The sequence below is a fragment of the Bradyrhizobium sp. JYMT SZCCT0180 genome, from assembly GCF_018130165.1.
Taxonomy (GTDB): domain Bacteria; phylum Pseudomonadota; class Alphaproteobacteria; order Rhizobiales; family Xanthobacteraceae; genus Bradyrhizobium.
In genome coordinates this window covers 140,371-156,355 of sequence record NZ_JAFCLZ010000005.1, presented here as the reverse complement: position 1 = coordinate 156,355, position 15,985 = coordinate 140,371, and the positions used below count along the sequence as shown (strand labels likewise).

13 protein-coding genes are annotated in these 15,985 nt (G+C 62.5%); 4 read left to right on the top strand and 9 right to left on the bottom strand.

Annotation, left to right across the window (positions count from 1 at the left end; genetic code table 11):
* Nucleotides 1–27: 27 nt before the first annotated feature.
* Both JQ641_RS09335 and JQ641_RS09330 read right to left on the bottom strand, forming a co-directional pair.
* Nucleotides 28–687, bottom strand: coding sequence for a hypothetical protein (locus tag JQ641_RS09335; protein ID WP_211995677.1), 660 nt, complete (start codon nucleotides 685–687; stop codon nucleotides 28–30).
* Nucleotides 688–1,532: 845 nt separating this feature from the next.
* Nucleotides 1,533–1,820 carry a hypothetical protein gene (locus tag JQ641_RS09330; protein WP_211995676.1) on the bottom strand — a complete coding sequence of 96 codons (288 nt, stop codon included), beginning with the start codon at nucleotides 1,818–1,820 and terminating at the stop codon, nucleotides 1,533–1,535.
* 152 nt (nucleotides 1,821–1,972) lie between these two features.
* Here JQ641_RS09330 and JQ641_RS09325 point away from each other — a divergent pair, with 152 nt between their 5' ends.
* The 3 genes from JQ641_RS09325 to JQ641_RS09315 all read left to right on the top strand — a co-directional run bounded on the left by JQ641_RS09325 (nucleotide 1,973) and on the right by JQ641_RS09315 (nucleotide 7,911).
* Nucleotides 1,973–3,370 (top strand): CoA transferase, encoded by a 1,398-nt coding sequence (locus JQ641_RS09325; RefSeq protein ID WP_211995828.1) that lies wholly within the window; start codon nucleotides 1,973–1,975, stop codon nucleotides 3,368–3,370.
* 136 nt (nucleotides 3,371–3,506) lie between these two features.
* Nucleotides 3,507–4,754 carry an efflux RND transporter periplasmic adaptor subunit gene (locus tag JQ641_RS09320; protein ID WP_211995675.1) on the top strand — a complete coding sequence of 416 codons (1,248 nt, stop codon included), beginning with the start codon at nucleotides 3,507–3,509 and terminating at the stop codon, nucleotides 4,752–4,754.
* A gap of 34 nt (nucleotides 4,755–4,788) precedes the next feature.
* Nucleotides 4,789–7,911 carry an efflux RND transporter permease subunit gene (locus JQ641_RS09315; RefSeq protein ID WP_211995674.1) on the top strand — a complete coding sequence of 1,041 codons (3,123 nt, stop codon included), beginning with the start codon at nucleotides 4,789–4,791 and terminating at the stop codon, nucleotides 7,909–7,911.
* Here JQ641_RS09315 and JQ641_RS09310 read toward each other — a convergent pair.
* Nucleotides 7,908–8,873, bottom strand: a complete 966-nt coding sequence (locus tag JQ641_RS09310; protein WP_211995673.1) for an amidohydrolase family protein — start codon at nucleotides 8,871–8,873, stop codon at nucleotides 7,908–7,910. The two genes, JQ641_RS09315 and JQ641_RS09310, sit on opposite strands and share 4 nt — an antisense overlap.
* A 165-nt stretch (nucleotides 8,874–9,038) precedes the next feature.
* Nucleotides 9,039–9,599, bottom strand: a complete 561-nt coding sequence (locus tag JQ641_RS09305; protein ID WP_211995672.1) for an ATP-binding protein — start codon at nucleotides 9,597–9,599, stop codon at nucleotides 9,039–9,041.
* A gap of 115 nt (nucleotides 9,600–9,714) precedes the next feature.
* Between JQ641_RS09305 and JQ641_RS09300 the strand changes: the two genes are divergently transcribed.
* Entirely contained in the window at nucleotides 9,715–11,313 is a 1,599-nt protein-coding gene (locus tag JQ641_RS09300) for an FAD-binding oxidoreductase (RefSeq protein WP_211995671.1), read from the top strand.
* 142 nt (nucleotides 11,314–11,455) lie between these two features.
* Here JQ641_RS09300 and JQ641_RS09295 read toward each other — a convergent pair whose 3' ends face one another.
* The 5 genes from JQ641_RS09295 to JQ641_RS09275 all read right to left on the bottom strand — a co-directional run bounded on the left by JQ641_RS09295 (nucleotide 11,456) and on the right by JQ641_RS09275 (nucleotide 15,866).
* Nucleotides 11,456–11,800, bottom strand: a complete 345-nt coding sequence (locus JQ641_RS09295) for a hypothetical protein (RefSeq protein WP_211995670.1) — start codon at nucleotides 11,798–11,800, stop codon at nucleotides 11,456–11,458.
* On the bottom strand, nucleotides 11,790–12,890 hold the full coding sequence (locus JQ641_RS09290) for a hypothetical protein (RefSeq protein ID WP_211995669.1): 1,101 nt from the start codon (nucleotides 12,888–12,890) through the stop codon (nucleotides 11,790–11,792). Before JQ641_RS09290 ends, JQ641_RS09295 begins: the two co-directional genes overlap by 11 nt.
* Nucleotides 12,883–13,305, bottom strand: coding sequence for a hypothetical protein (locus JQ641_RS09285; protein WP_192737394.1), 423 nt, complete (start codon nucleotides 13,303–13,305; stop codon nucleotides 12,883–12,885). Before JQ641_RS09285 ends, JQ641_RS09290 begins: the two co-directional genes overlap by 8 nt.
* A 34-nt stretch (nucleotides 13,306–13,339) precedes the next feature.
* Nucleotides 13,340–14,311 (bottom strand): alpha/beta fold hydrolase, encoded by a 972-nt coding sequence (locus tag JQ641_RS09280; protein ID WP_211995668.1) that lies wholly within the window; start codon nucleotides 14,309–14,311, stop codon nucleotides 13,340–13,342.
* 136 nt (nucleotides 14,312–14,447) lie between these two features.
* On the bottom strand, nucleotides 14,448–15,866 hold the full coding sequence (locus JQ641_RS09275) for a TolC family outer membrane protein (protein WP_211995667.1): 1,419 nt from the start codon (nucleotides 15,864–15,866) through the stop codon (nucleotides 14,448–14,450).
* Nucleotides 15,867–15,985 lie beyond the last annotated feature (119 nt).

Here is a 15,985-nt window from a genome sequence, read left to right as displayed (position 1 = left end):
TGGTGAAGGGGTACGCGACTGCGGCGGCTAAGTCCTGATAAAAGCGAGATATCCGGGAATGTACTTTTTTGGATGCTGGTGCGCGTTACGCAGAACATTTTTTTGCGAAACGAGAAACGGTAACTTCCCTTCAAGCCCGTGAGTTACGGGGTCGGTTGTCATCTCAATGGTGACACCGCGCCAACGAACGCCGGGACCAAAGGTCTGATCAAGCTGATCGGGACGAACTACACTCAACGTCGCCGAATTGTTTGCATCGGTGACAGAGACAAGGGTCGGCAGCTCGTTGTTGGGTAACTCCCATTTGCCCCGCAAGGTCGGCAAAGAAGCCAGCTTTCGGTCATCGAATAAATCAAGCTTGAAATGCAGTCGATGTACCAAATAAAGTGGAAATTCCTTGTCATTGGCATACTCGCCCGATGCCAACAGTGCGACCAGCCTGCCGCGCCTTCCCAGATCTAAATACACTGCCTCCCCCTCTCCAGAAAATTTGAGGGGATTCACGTCATGCAAAATCCTCACCTGCTTGCTAACGTGAACTTCAATGACGCTTGAACCAGAGTGCAACTGGCCGTCCACCTCGACGTTGATGGTCATGCGGTATCGATACGAGTAAGTCGGATAGGATAGTTTGTATACCGCAAACAGGCCAACGATGGTCAGCGCAGCGATGCCAAATCGGTTCATGTCGCGCCATCGCTCCTACGCCATTGATGAGAAATCACGCTGGAACCCAAGCTCAACTTCAATAAAATATCCTTAAGTACTGCTATCTAAAGTATTTAGGCCACCGATAGCATTCATCGGACCGTCGAAGTCCGCTTTGGTCGCTAAGCGGTTCGACCAGCAATTGGCAACCGCAGTCCCGCAAGTGCGACAAAACAACCCGACGGGCAAATCAGTTCTGATTTACGGAAGTCATGTCAAGCCCAGAAACAAAAAATATTTCGCTTTTACAGAATGGCAAATCAGGTGCATATATTTGCCCATCCCGTCCCACTCAGAGGGCGTCGGCCGTCGTCACGGACGTTGGACGGGTTGCGGTGGACGCTGGTCTACGTCTGACGATGGCGTGGATCGAGCGTACGGCAAAACCGTGTGGTCCTGGCGCCCGTTGCAGGCGTCAAGCTGTCGGAGAAGCGCGAGCTGAACCGGCAGCGACGGAGTCAACCAAGAACTCGTCTCCGGGGAGATCACGGCATAAGCCGTAAAGCCATTGCGCAGGGAAGGCCGGGTGTTCACCGCTGCCCTGTATGCTCGTGTGCAGCCTACTTAGTGCAAACCGCACACGAGACCGCGGGTGCAGCGCGCACCCGGTCTTCCCTGCGCCCTCTCGATAAGAGGGCGGGAAGTTTCTGGCAAAGCTCGGGCGCAATGCGTCGCGAGAATGCTAATTCATATTCCGCTGTCATCGCCCGGCTTGACCGGGCGACCCAGTATTCCAGAGACGCCAATGATAGAACCGAGAAGCCGCGGCGTACTGGATCCCCGCCTGCGCGGGGATGACAACGGAATGCGTAGACGTAAAATTTCTACTCCGGCGCCGCGCCCACCGGCGGTCCGCCAGGCGGCCGGTGCAGGAACGTGATCGTCGCATAGGCGCCGACCCAGGAGCCGACCGCCGCAAACACCACATAGACCCAGTTCTCGGTGTAGCTGATGACCGCATAGGACGAGAGCACATACCAGACGCTGCTCCAGGTCGCCGCCGGCACGCGCTTGCGCGCCACCACGGCCGAGGTGAACATGACATAGACCGCATCGGTGGCGGCGGTTGCGAGCAAGACCGCACCGGCGGTCAGGGGTTCGACGGCGGCCATTGCAACTCCTTCGTGCAGTTAAGGCGTAGCCCGGATGGAGCGTAGCGAAATCCGGCAGGATTTCGCCAAGCGGATCGCTCTACCCGGATTGCGCTACGCTCCATCCGGGCTACGTTGCGATGCCTGGGAAAGACTAGGGAAGAGACATGCCGATGCAAAGCCCGCGTGAAATTCTCAGTGATATCTGGACGTCGGCCGGCGGCGAAGCTTCCGCGCTCGACGCCATCAAGCTGACCGGAGAAGAGCCGCAGCTGCCGTCGTCGTTTCGCGTCGCCGCCGCGGCGCAGGCCAGCGTCGCCGCGACGGGGCTCGCCGCTGCCGGGATATGGAAATTGCGCAGCGGGCAAGCGCAGGACGTTACCGTCGACATGCGTCACGCCGTGGTCGAATGCCGCTCCGAGCGTTACCTGCGCGTTGACGACAAGCCGCCGCCGCCGGCCTGGGACGCGATCGCAGGCGTTTATAAAACGCGCGACGCCCGCTTCGTGCGGCTGCATACCAATTTCCCGCATCACCGCGATGCCGTCTGCAAGGTGTTGAACTGCAAGCCGGAGCGCGACGATGTTCAAGCCGCGCTGATGCAATGGGATGGCGAGGCGTTCGAGACCGCGGCCTATGCCGGCGGTTGCGTGGTGTCGATGATGCGTTCATACGAAGAATGGTCGGCGACGCCGCACGCCAGGGCGCTTGCCGAATTGCCGCTGATCACAATCGAAAAAATCGGCGAGGCCGCACCAAAACCGTGGCCGAAGGGCGATCGGCCGCTCGCCGGCGTTCGCGTGCTCGATCTGTCGCGCGTGATCGCAGGTCCCGTCGCGGGCCGCACGCTCGCCGCCCACGGCGCCGACGTGCTGTTGATTTCAGGTCCAAGTCTGCCGGCGATTCCCTGGCTTACGATCGATACCGGGCGCGGCAAGCTGACGAGCTTTGTCGAACTCAAAAGCGAACAAGGCCGCGCGGTGTTTCGCGATCTATTGGCGCAGGCCGATATTATTTCGCAGGGCTATCGGCCGCTTGCGATCGCCGGCCTCGGCTTCGCACCGGAAGAGGCGGCCCGTATTAGTCCGGGGATCGTCTATGTGACGCTGTCGGCCTATGGTCATGCCGGTCCTTGGGCGGAGCGCCGCGGTTTCGACTCGCTGGTGCAGACGTCCACCGGCTTCAACCATGCCGAAGGGCAGGCGGCGGGCGTCGACGGGCCGAAAGAGCTGCCGGCGCAGATGCTGGACCACGCCACCGGTTACCTCATGGCGTTCGGCGCCATGATGGCCAAGGCGCGGCAGTCGCGCGAAGGCGGCAGCTGGCACGTGCGGGTGTCGCTGGCGCAGACCGGCCGGTGGCTGTGGAATCTCGGTCGCGTCGCCGATGGCTTCAAGACCGGGGATTTGAATGGGGAAACCGTGATGCCTTTTATCGAGGAGGTGGCTTCCGGCTTTGGTGCACTGCGGTCGGTCCGGCACTCGGCGCTGTTGTCGAAAACCTCGGCTTTCTGGGCCCGCCCGGCGATGCCGCTTGGCAGCCACCCGCCGCAATGGCCGGCGCGCGAATAGGTATTTTCAGCGGGCGTTCAGGCTGACCTCTCCAAAAATTAACGGCCGTGCTCGTTTTTTAGCTTGTTTGGAACTCCGATTAGGCACTATTAGCGGGTGAGGCAAATTGTCGCCATTGCTGAGTTGAACAGACCGCATGCGTAGCAAATTGATTAAGCAATTACAGATGCTTAGCCGCCGGAGACCGGCGCTGGTGATAGCCTTGCTCGCGCTCGCCGGCGCGGGCGTCTATGGATTTGTGCAGTTCAGCGCAACCCAGCCCAAGCATTCCGAAGTGTCCAGCCAGTCCCGCAAGGGAGGACAGCAGCGCTACAAGCTGTCGCCGGCCGAATGGGCCAGCCTGACCATCCAGCCCGTTGCCACGCGGGGCTTCCGGGCCGAGCACGTCACCGAAGGCAAGATCGCGATCGACGAGGATCGCTCGACACCGGTGTTCTCGCCCTATGCCGGCCGGGTCACCCGGCTTCTGGTCCGGCCCGGCGATAATGTCGTCAAGGGTCAGCCGCTGTTCGTGATCGAGGCTGCCGACAACGTGCAGGCGCAGAACGATTTCATCGGCGCCATGACCGCCATGAACAAGGCAAAGTCCGCGCTCGATCTGGCGCAGCTGCAGGGCCAGCGCGCCAAGGATCTGTTCGAAGGCAAGGCCGTTCCGCTCAAGGATTATCAGCAGAGCCAGGCGACGCTGATCCAGGCGCAGAACGACATGCGTTCCTCGCAGACGGCGATGGAAGCGGCGCGCAACAAGCTGCGCATTCTCGGCCTCACCGACGAGGACATCGCGACCTTCCAGGAAAAGGGCCGCATCAATCCGGAAACCACCATCTTCGCGCCGATCGCCGGCACCGTGGTCCAGCGCAAGATCGGCCCCGGCCAGTATGTGAATTCCGGCGCCAGCGATCCGGTCTATGTCATCGGCGATCTCTCCACCGTGTGGATGGTCGCCTTCGTGCGCGAGACCGACGCCGCCAATGTAGCCGTCGGGCAGGACGTCACGTTCAACGTGCTGGCGTTGCCGAACCAGGCGCTGTCGGCGCGCGTCAATTACGTGTCCACCGCGATCGATCCGGCGACGCGCCGGCTGCTGGTCCGGGCCACCGTCGACAACGCCAACGGCGCGCTCAAGCCGGAAATGTTCGCCAATGTGACGATCTATTCGGCGGGCGATCACCCGGCGGTCGGGGTGCCGAAAACGGCGCTGATCTACGAGGGTGACCAGGTCCGGATCTGGGTCGTGCATGACGACCACTCGATTGAACTCCGCCAGATCAAGGCGGGCCTCGCCAATGGCGATCTCGTCGAGGTGGTCGGCAATCTGAAGCCCGGCGAGCTGATCGTGACAAAGGGCGCGCTGTTCATCGACCGGGCCGCGTCCGGCAGCTGATCTCCCGCTCTACTCACTGAAAGCTTCGATCTGGATGGATCGCCTCGTCGCCCTTGCCGTCAGCCGCCGCTATTTGATGGTCGGCATGTTCGTCGTGGTGATGGTCGGCGGCCTGATCGCGTTCAGGCAGCTCAACATCGAGGCCTATCCCGACCCGACCCCGCCGATGGTCGACATCGTGACGCAAAGTCCGGGCCTGTCGTCGGAGGAGATCGAGCGCTACATCACGATCCCGATCGAGACCCAGGTCGCCGGCATCAAGAACCTGCGCACCATCCGCACCATCTCGCTGTACGGCCTGTCCGACGTCAAACTGCAGTTCTCGTTCGACTACACCTATGACGAGGCGCAGCAGCAGGTATTGAACCGACTGTCGCAGCTCGCGCCGTTGCCGGGCAATGTGCAGCCGGGCATCTCGCCGCTCAGCCCGATCGGCGAAATCTACCGCTACCGGCTGAAGGGCCCGCCGAACTACAGTGTGCTCGACCTGAAGACGCTGCAGGATTGGGTGTTGCAGCGCCGCTTCCGCGCCGTGCCCGGCGTGATCGACGTCACCGGCTGGGGCGGCAAGACCAAGACCTATGAGCTGCAGGTCGATTTCAACAAGCTGGTCGCCAACGGGCTGACGCTGCCGCAAGTGCTGCAGGCCGTCAGCAACGCCAACATCAATGTCGGCGGCAACACCGTCAATATCGGCGCGCAATCCGCCGTGGTGCGCGGCGTCGGACTGATCCGCTCGGTCGACGACCTCAACAACACCATGGTGTCGCAATCGGGCGGCAATCCGGTGCTGGTCAGCGACATTGCGCATGTCACCATCGGGGAGAAGCCGCGGCTCGGCATTGCCGGCCTCGATCAGGACGACGACATCGTGCAGGGCATCGTGCTGATGCGGCGCGGCGAGCAGAGTGCGCCGACCATCACCCGCGTCGAGCAGCTGGTCGCTTCCATCAACAATTCCACCATTCTGCCGCCCGGCGTGAAGATCGAGCGGATCTACGACCGCAAGGACCTGATCGACATCACCACCCACACCGTGCTGCACAACATGGTGGTCGGGATCATCCTGATCGTGCTGCTGCAATGGCTGTTCCTCGGCGACCTCCGAAGCGCGCTGATCGTCGGCGCGACAATTCCGTTCGCGCTGTTCTTCGCCGTCATCATCCTGGTGCTGCGCGGCGAATCCGCCAATCTGCTCTCGGTCGGCGCGATCGACTTCGGACTGATCGTCGACGCCACCGTGATCATGGTGGAGGCGATCTTCCGCCGGCTGTCGCAGACCGCGGCGTTGTCGGAGGCCGAGCGCAGCCAGATCTCCTTCGACACCACGATGGGCATGAAGAGCCACGCCATCCTGTCCGCTTCCGCCGACGTGTCGCGCTCGATCTTCTTCGCCGCCGCCATCATCATCGCCGCCTTCCTGCCGCTGTTCACGCTGAGTGGCGTCGAAGGCAACATCTTCGGGCCGATGGCGCGGACCTATGCCTACGCGCTGGCCGGCGGCTTGCTGGCGACCTTCACCGTCACGCCGGCGCTGAGCGCCATCATCCTGCCCTCGCATATGGAGCACACCGAAACCTGGATCATGCGGCAGCTCGACCGGCTTTATCTGCCGGTGCTGAATTGGGCGGTCGCCAACCGCAGGATCGTGATGGCCGGTGCTGCGGTCCTCGTGATCACGACCATCGTGTTCGCGCGGCTCCTCGGGCTGGAATTCCTGCCCAAGCTGGAAGAGGGCAATCTGTGGATCAGAGCCACGCTGCCGCCGACCATCTCGCTGCAGGAAGGAAATACCTACGTCAACGAGATGCGGAAGCTGATCCGTAGCCGCCCCGAAGTGGAATCGGTGGTGTCGCAGCACGGCCGCCCCGACGACGGCACCGACGCCGCCGGCCTGTTCAATGCCGAATTCTTCGCGCCATTGAAGCCGGCCAGCGAGTGGCCGGGCACCCATGACAAGGACGTACTGACGGCGGAGCTGCTGGCGCAGTTGCAGGAAAAATTCCCCGGCGTCGAATTCAACTTCTCGCAATATCTGCAGGACAACGTCTCGGAGGCGGTGTCGGGCGTCAAGGGCGAGAACTCGATCAAACTATACGGCAACGATCTGCAGTCGCTGACCGACACCGCCAACAAGATCAAGTCCGTCCTCGCCACCGTGCAGGGCGTGACGGATCTTGCGGTATTCACCTCGCTCGGCCAGCCCACCGTCCAGATCGATGTCGATCGCGCGCGGGCGGCGCGGTACGGCCTGTCGCCCGGCGATATCAACGCCACCATCAAGGTCGCGGTCGGCGGCGACAGCGCCGGCGACATCTATGAACCCGGCAGCGACCGGCATTTCCCGATCATCGTTCGCCTGGCGCCGGAATATCGCAAGAGTGCCGAGGCGATCCACAATTTGCGGATCGGCGTCGCCGGCCCAGGCGGTGCGATCACGCAGATTCCGCTCAGCGAGGTCGCCTCGATCAACTTGATCTCGGGCGCCGCCTACATCTACCGCGAAGGGCAGGAGCGCTATCTGCCGATCAAGTTCTCGGTCCGCGAGCGCGATCTCGGCAGCGCGATCCAGGAAGCGCAGGACAAGGTCGCAAGCCGGGTCCAGCTGCCGCCGGGATCGCGGGTCGAGTGGGTCGGCGAGTTCGGCAATCTGCAGGACGCCATCAAGCGGCTGTCGATCGTGGTGCCGATCAGCCTGGCGCTGATCGCGGTGCTGCTGTTCTTCAATTTCGGTTCGATGGTCGACACGTTATTGGCGATGAGCGTGATCCCGATGGCGATTTTCGGCGGCGTGCTCGGGCTGTTGATCTCGGGGATTCCGTTCAGCGTATCGGCGGCGATCGGCTTCATCGCGCTGTTCGGCATCGCCGTGATGGACGGCATCATCATCCTGTCGCAGTATAATCAATTGATCGACGAAGGTTATGAGCGGGTGAGGGCCGTGATCCGCACCGGCGAATTGCAATTGCGGCCGGTGCTGATGACCTGCGTCGTCGCCGGCGTCGGGCTGCTGCCGGCGGCGCTGTCGGCGGGGATCGGCTCGCAAGTGCAAAAGCCGCTGGCGGTGGTGGTCGTCACCGGCATGATGCTGGCGCCAATCGTCATCCTGATCACGCTGCCGGTGCTGATCTCGGTATTCTCGCGCCGGGCGCGCTAGAACCCGTACAGCCGCGCCGGATTGTCGACGAGAATCTTCTTGCGCACGGCAGCGTCCGGCGTCCACACCGCGAGCTGGTTGAGCAGCCGTCCATCGTCGATCTGGAACAGCGGCGTCACGTCGCTGATCTGCTTGCCGGCAGGGGTCACCGAATCCGGATGCGGCCAGTCGGTGCCCCAGACGATGCGGTCGGCATTGGCTGCGATCAGCGCCTGTGCGAGCGGGGTGCAGTCGGCGTAATCAGGGCCAAGCTTCGAGGCGCGGTAGGCGCCGGAGATCTTCACATGCGCCTTGCCCGACTTCACCAGCTCCACCAGATCGGCAAAGCCGGGCTGGCCGACGCCAAGCTCGGCCTGCGCGCCGCCGAAATGGTCGAAGACGACCGGCACCGGCGATGTCGCGATCAGATCCTTGATCGCGGTAATCATGGCAAGACTCGTGAACAGCTGCACATGCCAGCCGCGCGCCTTGATGCGCTCGACGGCGGCGGAGAACCGCGGCCGGCCGACGGTGGGATCATTGACGCCGCCGGTGGCGAGGTTGAGCCGGATGCCGCGGATGCCAGCTTTGCCCATGGCGTCGAGATCGGCTTCCGACGTCTTGTCGTCGATCACGGCGACGCCGCGCGCGGTCGCGCCGCGCGCGGCCATGCCGAACAGGGTGGCGGAGTTATCGGGCCCGTAAATGCTCGGTGTCACGATCACCACGCGCTCCATCCTGATCGCCTTGTGCAAGGCGGTCATCTCTTCGGGCGAGGCCAGTTCCGGCGTGTAGACGCGGCCGGCGAAGAACGGGAATTTCGCGGGGTCCGGATGGATGTGGGTGTGGCAATCGCAGGCGCCGGCAGGAATGTCGAAGCTCACCGGCGTTGCCGGTTGGGCTGCCTTGGCAACAACGGTTCGGCTGTTCATGGTCACTCCGGCGGCGATCGAGGCAAGCATCATACTGCGTCGCGTCAGCATTGGCGTTCTCCCTGTGCGTTTGATGTTGTTGATTGTTCGCATCTCGACCGGGCGCGTGGCCGGTCGATCTCTGCGGAAGCGCTTCCCCATTCTTGCGCCGGCGTTATCAGCCGCGGTCGTGTGCGAGAGACTATCGAGCTGCACGCGTTGCGGAAAGGGCGGTAGCTATGTGGGATTGGCTTGGCCGCCAATCGCGCGGTGCACTTCCGCGACCAGTTCCGGCAGCGGCCGCGATCCATCCAGACGCAGAACCGGGCAGGGCAGTGCGGCAAGCCACGCCTGATGCTTCGCCAAATTGCGGCCCGCGTTGCCCTCCTCGTAGCCGGAGGCCCATTCGATGAACTCTTCGGTCTGCTGATGCCGCCATCCGCCCGGAGCCAAGGCATCGGTGCCGAAAAGCGTGGCCTCGCGGGCGCGCAGGCGCTGCAAGCGGATCTCGCGCGGCGTGACGAGGAAGACCACCAGATCGAAATCGGGAACTAACGTATCGCCCCAGCCATTGAGCGATCCGCTCAGCACCCAACCCGCCCGCGGCAAGAACATCTCGCCCATCAGCTTCAGGCGCTCGGCGGCCTCACGCATTTCCCTGAAGGGCGGGATGGTCGGTCGCCAGAAATAATCGTCGGTGTCGTGATGCGGTATCGCCAGCGAATCGGCCAGCGCGCGGCCGAGGCTGGTGACGCCCGAACCCGATGCTCCCATGATGTGAATGCGGCAGCTTTTCATCGCAATATCAAGGCCTAGCGTTTCAGTAAGCCCGGCAATCCATCGAACCATCGCCGCGCCAATTTGACTAATTATCGGCTCGCCCGGACTATCCGTCATCATCTGGAATCAATGCATGCGAAAATTTTCACAAAGGTTCAAAACCGGGGCGTCCGTCGCCGCTGTTGTCGTGGTGCTGTTTGGCGTCTACGGCTACCGCAAACTGCAGGCGCTTGCCGCCGATCCCAGCGGCGAAAAGGATTGCGGACCGGCGGTGGGGGGTGGCGGGCAGGCCAAGATCGATCTGGAGCGGATCAAGGCGATTGCGCCGCTGAAAGACGTAAAATGGTCGCAGCTCGGCGGCAGCATCAATGATGCCAGCTGTCTCAACAAGACCGAAATCTACGGCGTGGTCGAGGTGCGCAGCGTCGACGACATCAGCAAAACGCTGACGTTTGCGCGCGACAACAAACTTTCGGTCACGACCGCCGGCGTACGGCACAGCATGGGCGGGCAGGCGTTCCGCAAGGGCGGCATCGTGCTCGACATGCGCGGCTTCAACAAGGTCGTGCTCAACGAGAGCCGGCGATCCATCACCGTGCAGCCCGGCGCGACCTGGCACGACATCCAGAACCTGCTGCACCCGCGCTTTGCGGTGCGGGCGATGCAATCGACCGATATTTTCAGCGTCGGCGGTTCGATTTCGGTCAACGCCCACGGCATGGACCATCAGGCCGGCGCGCTCCGCAAATCGATCAAGTCGATGCGCGTGATGCTGGCGGACGGGTCACTGCGCACGGTGTCGGAAACCGAGAACAAGGAATTGTTCAACCTCGTGGTCGGCGGCTACGGCCTGTTCGGCGTGATCGTCGAGGCCGAGCTCGATATCGCCGACAATCTGGTCTACCAGACCGGACGCCGCATGATGGATTACAAGCAATTTCCTGACGTCTTCGCCAAGGAGATCGAGAAGGATGCCAATATCGGCCTGATGTACGGCCACCTCTCAACCGCGCCGAGCAGTTTTCTCAGGGAGTTGCTGCTCTACACCTACACCAAGGTCGACGGATCAGATTTCAAGCGCGAACCGCTTGGCGAGGTCTCGGGCACCAAGCTGCGGCGGCTTACGATCAACCTGTCCAAGCAGGGACCGCTGTTCCAGGAAATGAAGTGGCTGTCCGAGAAGCACATCGAGCACCGGATGGAAACCTGCACCGTGACGCGGGCGCAGGCGATCGGCTCGGCGGAGGCCTGTCTCGTCAACCGCAACGACCCGATGCACGATTCCGTGCCGTATTTGCGCAACGCGCTGCCCAACGACACCGACATCCTGCATGAATATTTCATCCCGCGCAGCCAGTTCGTCTCCTTTGTCGACGGCATGCGCAAGGTGCTGACCGACAACAAGACCAATTTGCTGAATGCCTCGGTGCGCATCGTGCATCAGGAGGACAACTTCCTGACCTATTCGCCGGAGCCGGCATTCTCGCTGGTGCTCTACATCAACCAGACCACGGATGATGAAGGCAACAAGCGGATGAAGAAGGCGACCGAAGAGCTGATCGATCTCACGATCGCGCACAAGGGCCGGTTTTTCCTGCCCTACCAGCTCTATTATTCGAAGGATCAGTTGCAGCGGTCGTATCCGCAGATCAACGACTTCTTTGCGGCGAAGCGCAAGTATGATCCGGCGGAATTGTTCACGAATACGATGTATCAGAAATACGCGTCGTAGCGCGGCGAGCTCTCATCTCCGTCATGCCCGGCCTTGTGCCGGGCATCCACGTCTTTGCTGCACTAAGCAAAGAAAGACGTGGATGGCCGGGTCAAGCCCGGCCATGACGAGAGATGAATCGAACTTCCCGACTTTCGGAAGATCACAGCTGCGCGATGCGTTTGGGTGGAAGCCCGCTGCAGCCGCCGGCTTGCTCCGCGTCCAGCACCAGGAGTGCACCCGCTGCATAGAGGCGGGCGACGAAGCCGGCATCGTCGGAGCGGGCAAAAGTGACATAGTTGCTCGCTGCAAGCACGCGGCCGTTGGCCTTGGCGATGATTGCCAGCGCGTGCGCCGGCGGGCCGACGATGGCCATCGACTTGCCCGGCGCCGATCCGAACGTCAAAGCGACCACAACCGCAAGCCAGCCGCACACCACGAGCGCGAAAGCGCCCGAGATCCGGCGTAGTGGCCGCAGCCTGCCATGATGTGGCGCTTCAGTAGTCATAGAAATGCTCGATGCTCACGCCCCTGGCCTTGAGGTCGCGGTTGATATCGACGAGACGGTCGATCCTAGCCTTCAGGCCGGCCCTGCGGAAGCCGGGTTTGCCATCAAGCTCCAGTGAAAACAGCTCCGTCGTCCCCTTGACGTCGAGCTTGGCGGCATCCGGCGCGATCACGGTGATCAGGATTTCACGGTTGCCGGCGATCTCGGCGAGGCCAAAACCCTGGTCCAGCAGGCTCTGCAGGATTTCGGTGAAATCCTTGTAGCGTGGCGTCTGCACCAGCTGCCATTGCGGCGTCAGCGTGCGGATCGGTTTGATGCGCGGCTCCTTCGCCAGCACCGCCGGCGGCAACGTCGCGACCGCGAACATGATATCGCGCGGCTCGTCGTCGCCACCGGCATCGAGCGCTTTCTGGATCAGCGCGGCATAACCGACCTTGAGATAGTACTCGGTGCCGAGCGCAAAATACCGTTCCCATGTTCGCAGCGGGCTATCGGTCCGCGCCGAGATCGCCATCAAGCCATCGAGCTTCTCGCGGAACGGAAATTTGAACCAGGGAACGGTGTAAAGAAACGCCGCATAGTCCTGCAGTACCTTGCGCGCGTACAGGTCTTGCGGGGTCCGTTCCTCGCCCCGGATCCATTCGAACACACGGCCGATGGTGTTCTCATAAAATCCCTTGATGGCGTATTCGATCGAGTAGCTGACGCCGATGACATAGATCATGGTTTTGACTTCGGTGAGCGATTCACCGGTCGGCGGCACCGCCTGATTGATGGTGCAGAAGCTGCGCCAGAATCCGAAAATGTGTCCGAGATAATTGAAATGGCTTTCGCTGGACCGATCGAGGAAGCGGCCGAAATCCTCGAACGAATAAACGATGTACCATTCGGGAAAGGTGAAGAAGGTATTGTTCTGCTTGCGCTGGTAACGCGGCTCGTTGATCGCAGGCAGCGTTACTGACGGCGCAGGTGACGCCGAAGCCGACGAAGAGGGGCGGCACGTGCCCTCGATATAGGCGAGCGGCCCAAGCACCGATACCGCGATCAGGATCGCGATGACGACAAGAATGCGCCGCAGCCATTTAAGCATGAACGGCGGTCCGCGTGCGCGGCGCCAGCAGGTAGCCGATCAGGATCGCGACACCGCCGAGGGCGAGATGCGGCGCATTGGTGAACACCCGCGTCATCAGCGGCAAGTCGCGGATACCGTTGATCAGGATGCCGAAGTCGAGATAGCCCGAGCCAGTGAAGAGGCCGAGCAAGCCGTCGGCAAAGTAGAACGCGCCGAACAATTGGAAGAACAGTTCCGAGGCGCGGCGAGAGGTCAGCGCTGCCGCGAGTGCCCACAGCGCGGAAACCAGATGCAGCCCGTCGGCATACCAGGTGCGGCGGAACAGGCCGAAGATCATGTCGTTCTGGTCGATGAAGGCCGGGATGTATCCGGTCAGGATCACGAAGCCGAGCAGGGCGGCGTAGCCCCAGGCGCACAATCTGATGATATCCATGATGCCTCCGGCCTTTTCGAATCTGTCCTTAAGTCTAGAGCTTTCCGAGCGCCTTGAGCAGGGCGTCGTTGAACAAAGCGGGGTCCTCGATTTGCGGAATATGGCCAAGGCCCGGCAGCAAGGTGAGGGTGGTGTCCGGCGGCAACAGCGTTCGCAGATCAAGCGCCTGCTCAACCGGAGTAGTGTTGTCCTTGTCACCCCACAGGATGGCGACGGGGAGTTTCACCCGTGCATATGCGGTGCGATCGGCACTCACGGCGTTGCGGTCGGCGCCGAGGAAGTAATATAGCCAGTCGGCGATGTCGGGGGTGGTGTCGCGCTGCGTCGTCGGCCGTTGCAGGATCGCGACGAATTCAGGCAGCGCGCGTTCCTTTTTCTCGATCAGGGATTCGAGCAGCGTCTTCGTCGCCACCGGATTGGTGATGGTCAGCGATACCAGTATTTCGCGAATCCATTTTGGCTGAATGATCCATGGCGCCTCGGCAGTAGCTACCGTCAGTCCCAGCGCCGCATCGACCAGTACGAGGCCTCGCGCCCGGTCTGGATAGCGCATCACCAGTTCGGTCGCTGCACCGGCGCCAAAGGAATGGCCGACGATAATCGCAGGCCTGGCTTTCAGATTGACGAGAACATCGTTGATGCGTGCAGCCTGATCTTTCCTTGTGTAGCTGCCCGGACGATCGGAAAATCCAAACGGAGGCAGGTCGAGGGCGATGACGCGAAAGCCGGCGGCGGCGAGCACGCCGGTCGTGTGCCGCCAGAGTTCGCTCCACGCCGCGGTGCCGTGAAACAGCACGACGGGAATTCCATCCGCCGGGCCTTTTTCCTGCACGAACACGCCACCGGAGCTGGTCGGCACCAGACGACCCGACGGCGGCGCCAGCTCGGCGCGGGTGTGGGTTTCGCGGATCGATGCTGCCATCCGGAACGCTGTTATCGCGATCACGATCAAGATCAGGAGCGCCAGCAGCGTCTTGCCCGACCAGCGCAGTATGTTTGAGATCACGAGGCCTCGCAGAAATGGATCGATCAAAATCGGGTGCAGTCAAATCAGATCGAATTTTAAGCTAGTGCAGATTCCCGGCGATGAAAAATCGCGGACATGAACAGCGGGCAGTTAACACCGGCGACAAAGTTGCGAATTACTGCCCCGACGGCGTGCGCAGGCCGTGCCAGGCGTCGCGCACCTGATGGTAATGCACTTCCGGCAGGTAATCCGGCGTGTTGAGCCCCAGCGTCTTGACGTCGAGCCGGCCGATGGCGCTGAGCAGGGTGTAGGAGGCGATCACGCGGTCGCGTTGTGCGCCGATCAAGCGCGCCTTCGCCAGGATCAGATCCTGCTGCGAGTTCAGCACGTCGACCGTGGTGCGCTGGCCACCCGCGGCCTCACGCTGCACGCCCTGCAAGGCGACCGTTGCAGCGCGCACTTCGGATTCGGAAGCGGACACCGCGACCTTGGCGCCTTCATTGGCAACCCAGGCGCCGACCGCCGCGGTGCGCGCCTGGTTGCGGACCTGGTCGAGCACCAGCCGGCTCTGGGCCGAGATCTCCTTGGCCTGCCGGGTCTGCGAGGCGGCCATGCCGCCGTCGTAGATCGGCTGGTTGAGCTGGCCGGCGATCGAAGCCTGGTCGGTCCCGAAGGTGCCGAGTGTGGGATCCGACTGCTTGCTGCGGCTGACGCTGCCTTGCATCGTGATGGTCGGCATCAGGCTGCTTTCGGCGACCCGAATGCTGGTCGAGGCGACGTCGACGTCAAAGGCGGCCGCCAAGACCGCCGGATGCTGCTGGAAGGCGAGACCGGTGGCGTCATCGCGGCTGCGCGGCAGATAGCGGTCTACGGTTTCGGCGAGGTTCAACTGCGTCGGCGCATTGCCGATCACCTGGGTATAGGTGGCCTGGCTGATGGCCAAGGCAACCTCGGCGGCATTGAGGTCGGCAAGGCCACGGTTGAGGCGGGCTTCGGCCTGGGCCGTGTCGGTCGGCGTCACGTCACCGGCATTGAGGCGCTTCTGGGTGATGCCCAGCGTTTCCCGCAGGAACGCGACGTTGGAACGCTGCGCTGACACCAGCGACTGATTCGCCAGCACGTTGGTGTAGACGGTGACGGCATCGAGCAGCACGCCCTGGCCGACATTGCGCAGCGCTTCGCGGCCGGACGAAACCTGCAGTTCCGCGACGCGGACGCTGTTGGCGGTCTTGAAGCCGTTGAACAGGGTCTGGGTCACCGTCACCCCGATGGTCCAGGGTTTCAGGTTCGCCGACTGCACAGTGTTGTCGGGCAGGAGGTTGCGGACCGCCTGCAGGCCGGCGGTGAGGCTGGCGACGATCTGCGGCCGGTACCCCGCCAGCGCCTGCGGCACGCCTTCGTCGGTGGCACGCTGGCGCGCGCGTTCGGCGTTGAGCTGCGGATTGGTCTGATAGGCCTTGGCCAGCGCGTCCGGGAGGTTCTCGGCCTGGGCGCCTGCCGCGGCAAACGCCACGCACATCACGACGCCAAGGCAAATGCCTGTTCGAAGCACGCGCCTTGCAACGTGGCCAACTCTAGCGGCACGCCCAACCATTTGATCCCGCAACTACCCAAGGCCCGTCCGCCCCCGCCGACGGCCTCGTCACATCTACCTGTTTAGGGGGCGGTGCCGCCACTGGCAAACGGTCGCGCGACATCCTCACAGGAATTCGG

Excerpts from the sequence above, each read along its gene's own strand:
- JQ641_RS09305 (WP_211995672.1), bottom strand. The coding sequence starts at position 9,599 with ATGAAAAGCTGCCGCATTCACATCATGGGAGCATCGGGTTCGGGCGTC.
- JQ641_RS09330 (WP_211995676.1), bottom strand. The coding sequence starts at position 1,820 with ATGGCCGCCGTCGAACCCCTGACCGCCGGTGCGGTCTTGCTCGCAACC.
- JQ641_RS09300 (WP_211995671.1), top strand. The coding sequence starts at position 9,715 with ATGCGAAAATTTTCACAAAGGTTCAAAACCGGGGCGTCCGTCGCCGCT.
- JQ641_RS09285 (WP_192737394.1), bottom strand. The coding sequence starts at position 13,305 with ATGGATATCATCAGATTGTGCGCCTGGGGCTACGCCGCCCTGCTCGGC.
- JQ641_RS09310 (WP_211995673.1), bottom strand. The coding sequence starts at position 8,873 with ATGCTGACGCGACGCAGTATGATGCTTGCCTCGATCGCCGCCGGAGTG.
- JQ641_RS09320 (WP_211995675.1), top strand. The coding sequence starts at position 3,507 with ATGCGTAGCAAATTGATTAAGCAATTACAGATGCTTAGCCGCCGGAGA.
- JQ641_RS09325 (WP_211995828.1), top strand. The coding sequence starts at position 1,973 with ATGCAAAGCCCGCGTGAAATTCTCAGTGATATCTGGACGTCGGCCGGC.
- JQ641_RS09275 (WP_211995667.1), bottom strand. The coding sequence starts at position 15,866 with ATGGTTGGGCGTGCCGCTAGAGTTGGCCACGTTGCAAGGCGCGTGCTT.
- JQ641_RS09290 (WP_211995669.1), bottom strand. The coding sequence starts at position 12,890 with ATGCTTAAATGGCTGCGGCGCATTCTTGTCGTCATCGCGATCCTGATC.
- JQ641_RS09295 (WP_211995670.1), bottom strand. The coding sequence starts at position 11,800 with ATGACTACTGAAGCGCCACATCATGGCAGGCTGCGGCCACTACGCCGG.
- JQ641_RS09315 (WP_211995674.1), top strand. The coding sequence starts at position 4,789 with ATGGATCGCCTCGTCGCCCTTGCCGTCAGCCGCCGCTATTTGATGGTC.
- JQ641_RS09335 (WP_211995677.1), bottom strand. The coding sequence starts at position 687 with ATGAACCGATTTGGCATCGCTGCGCTGACCATCGTTGGCCTGTTTGCG.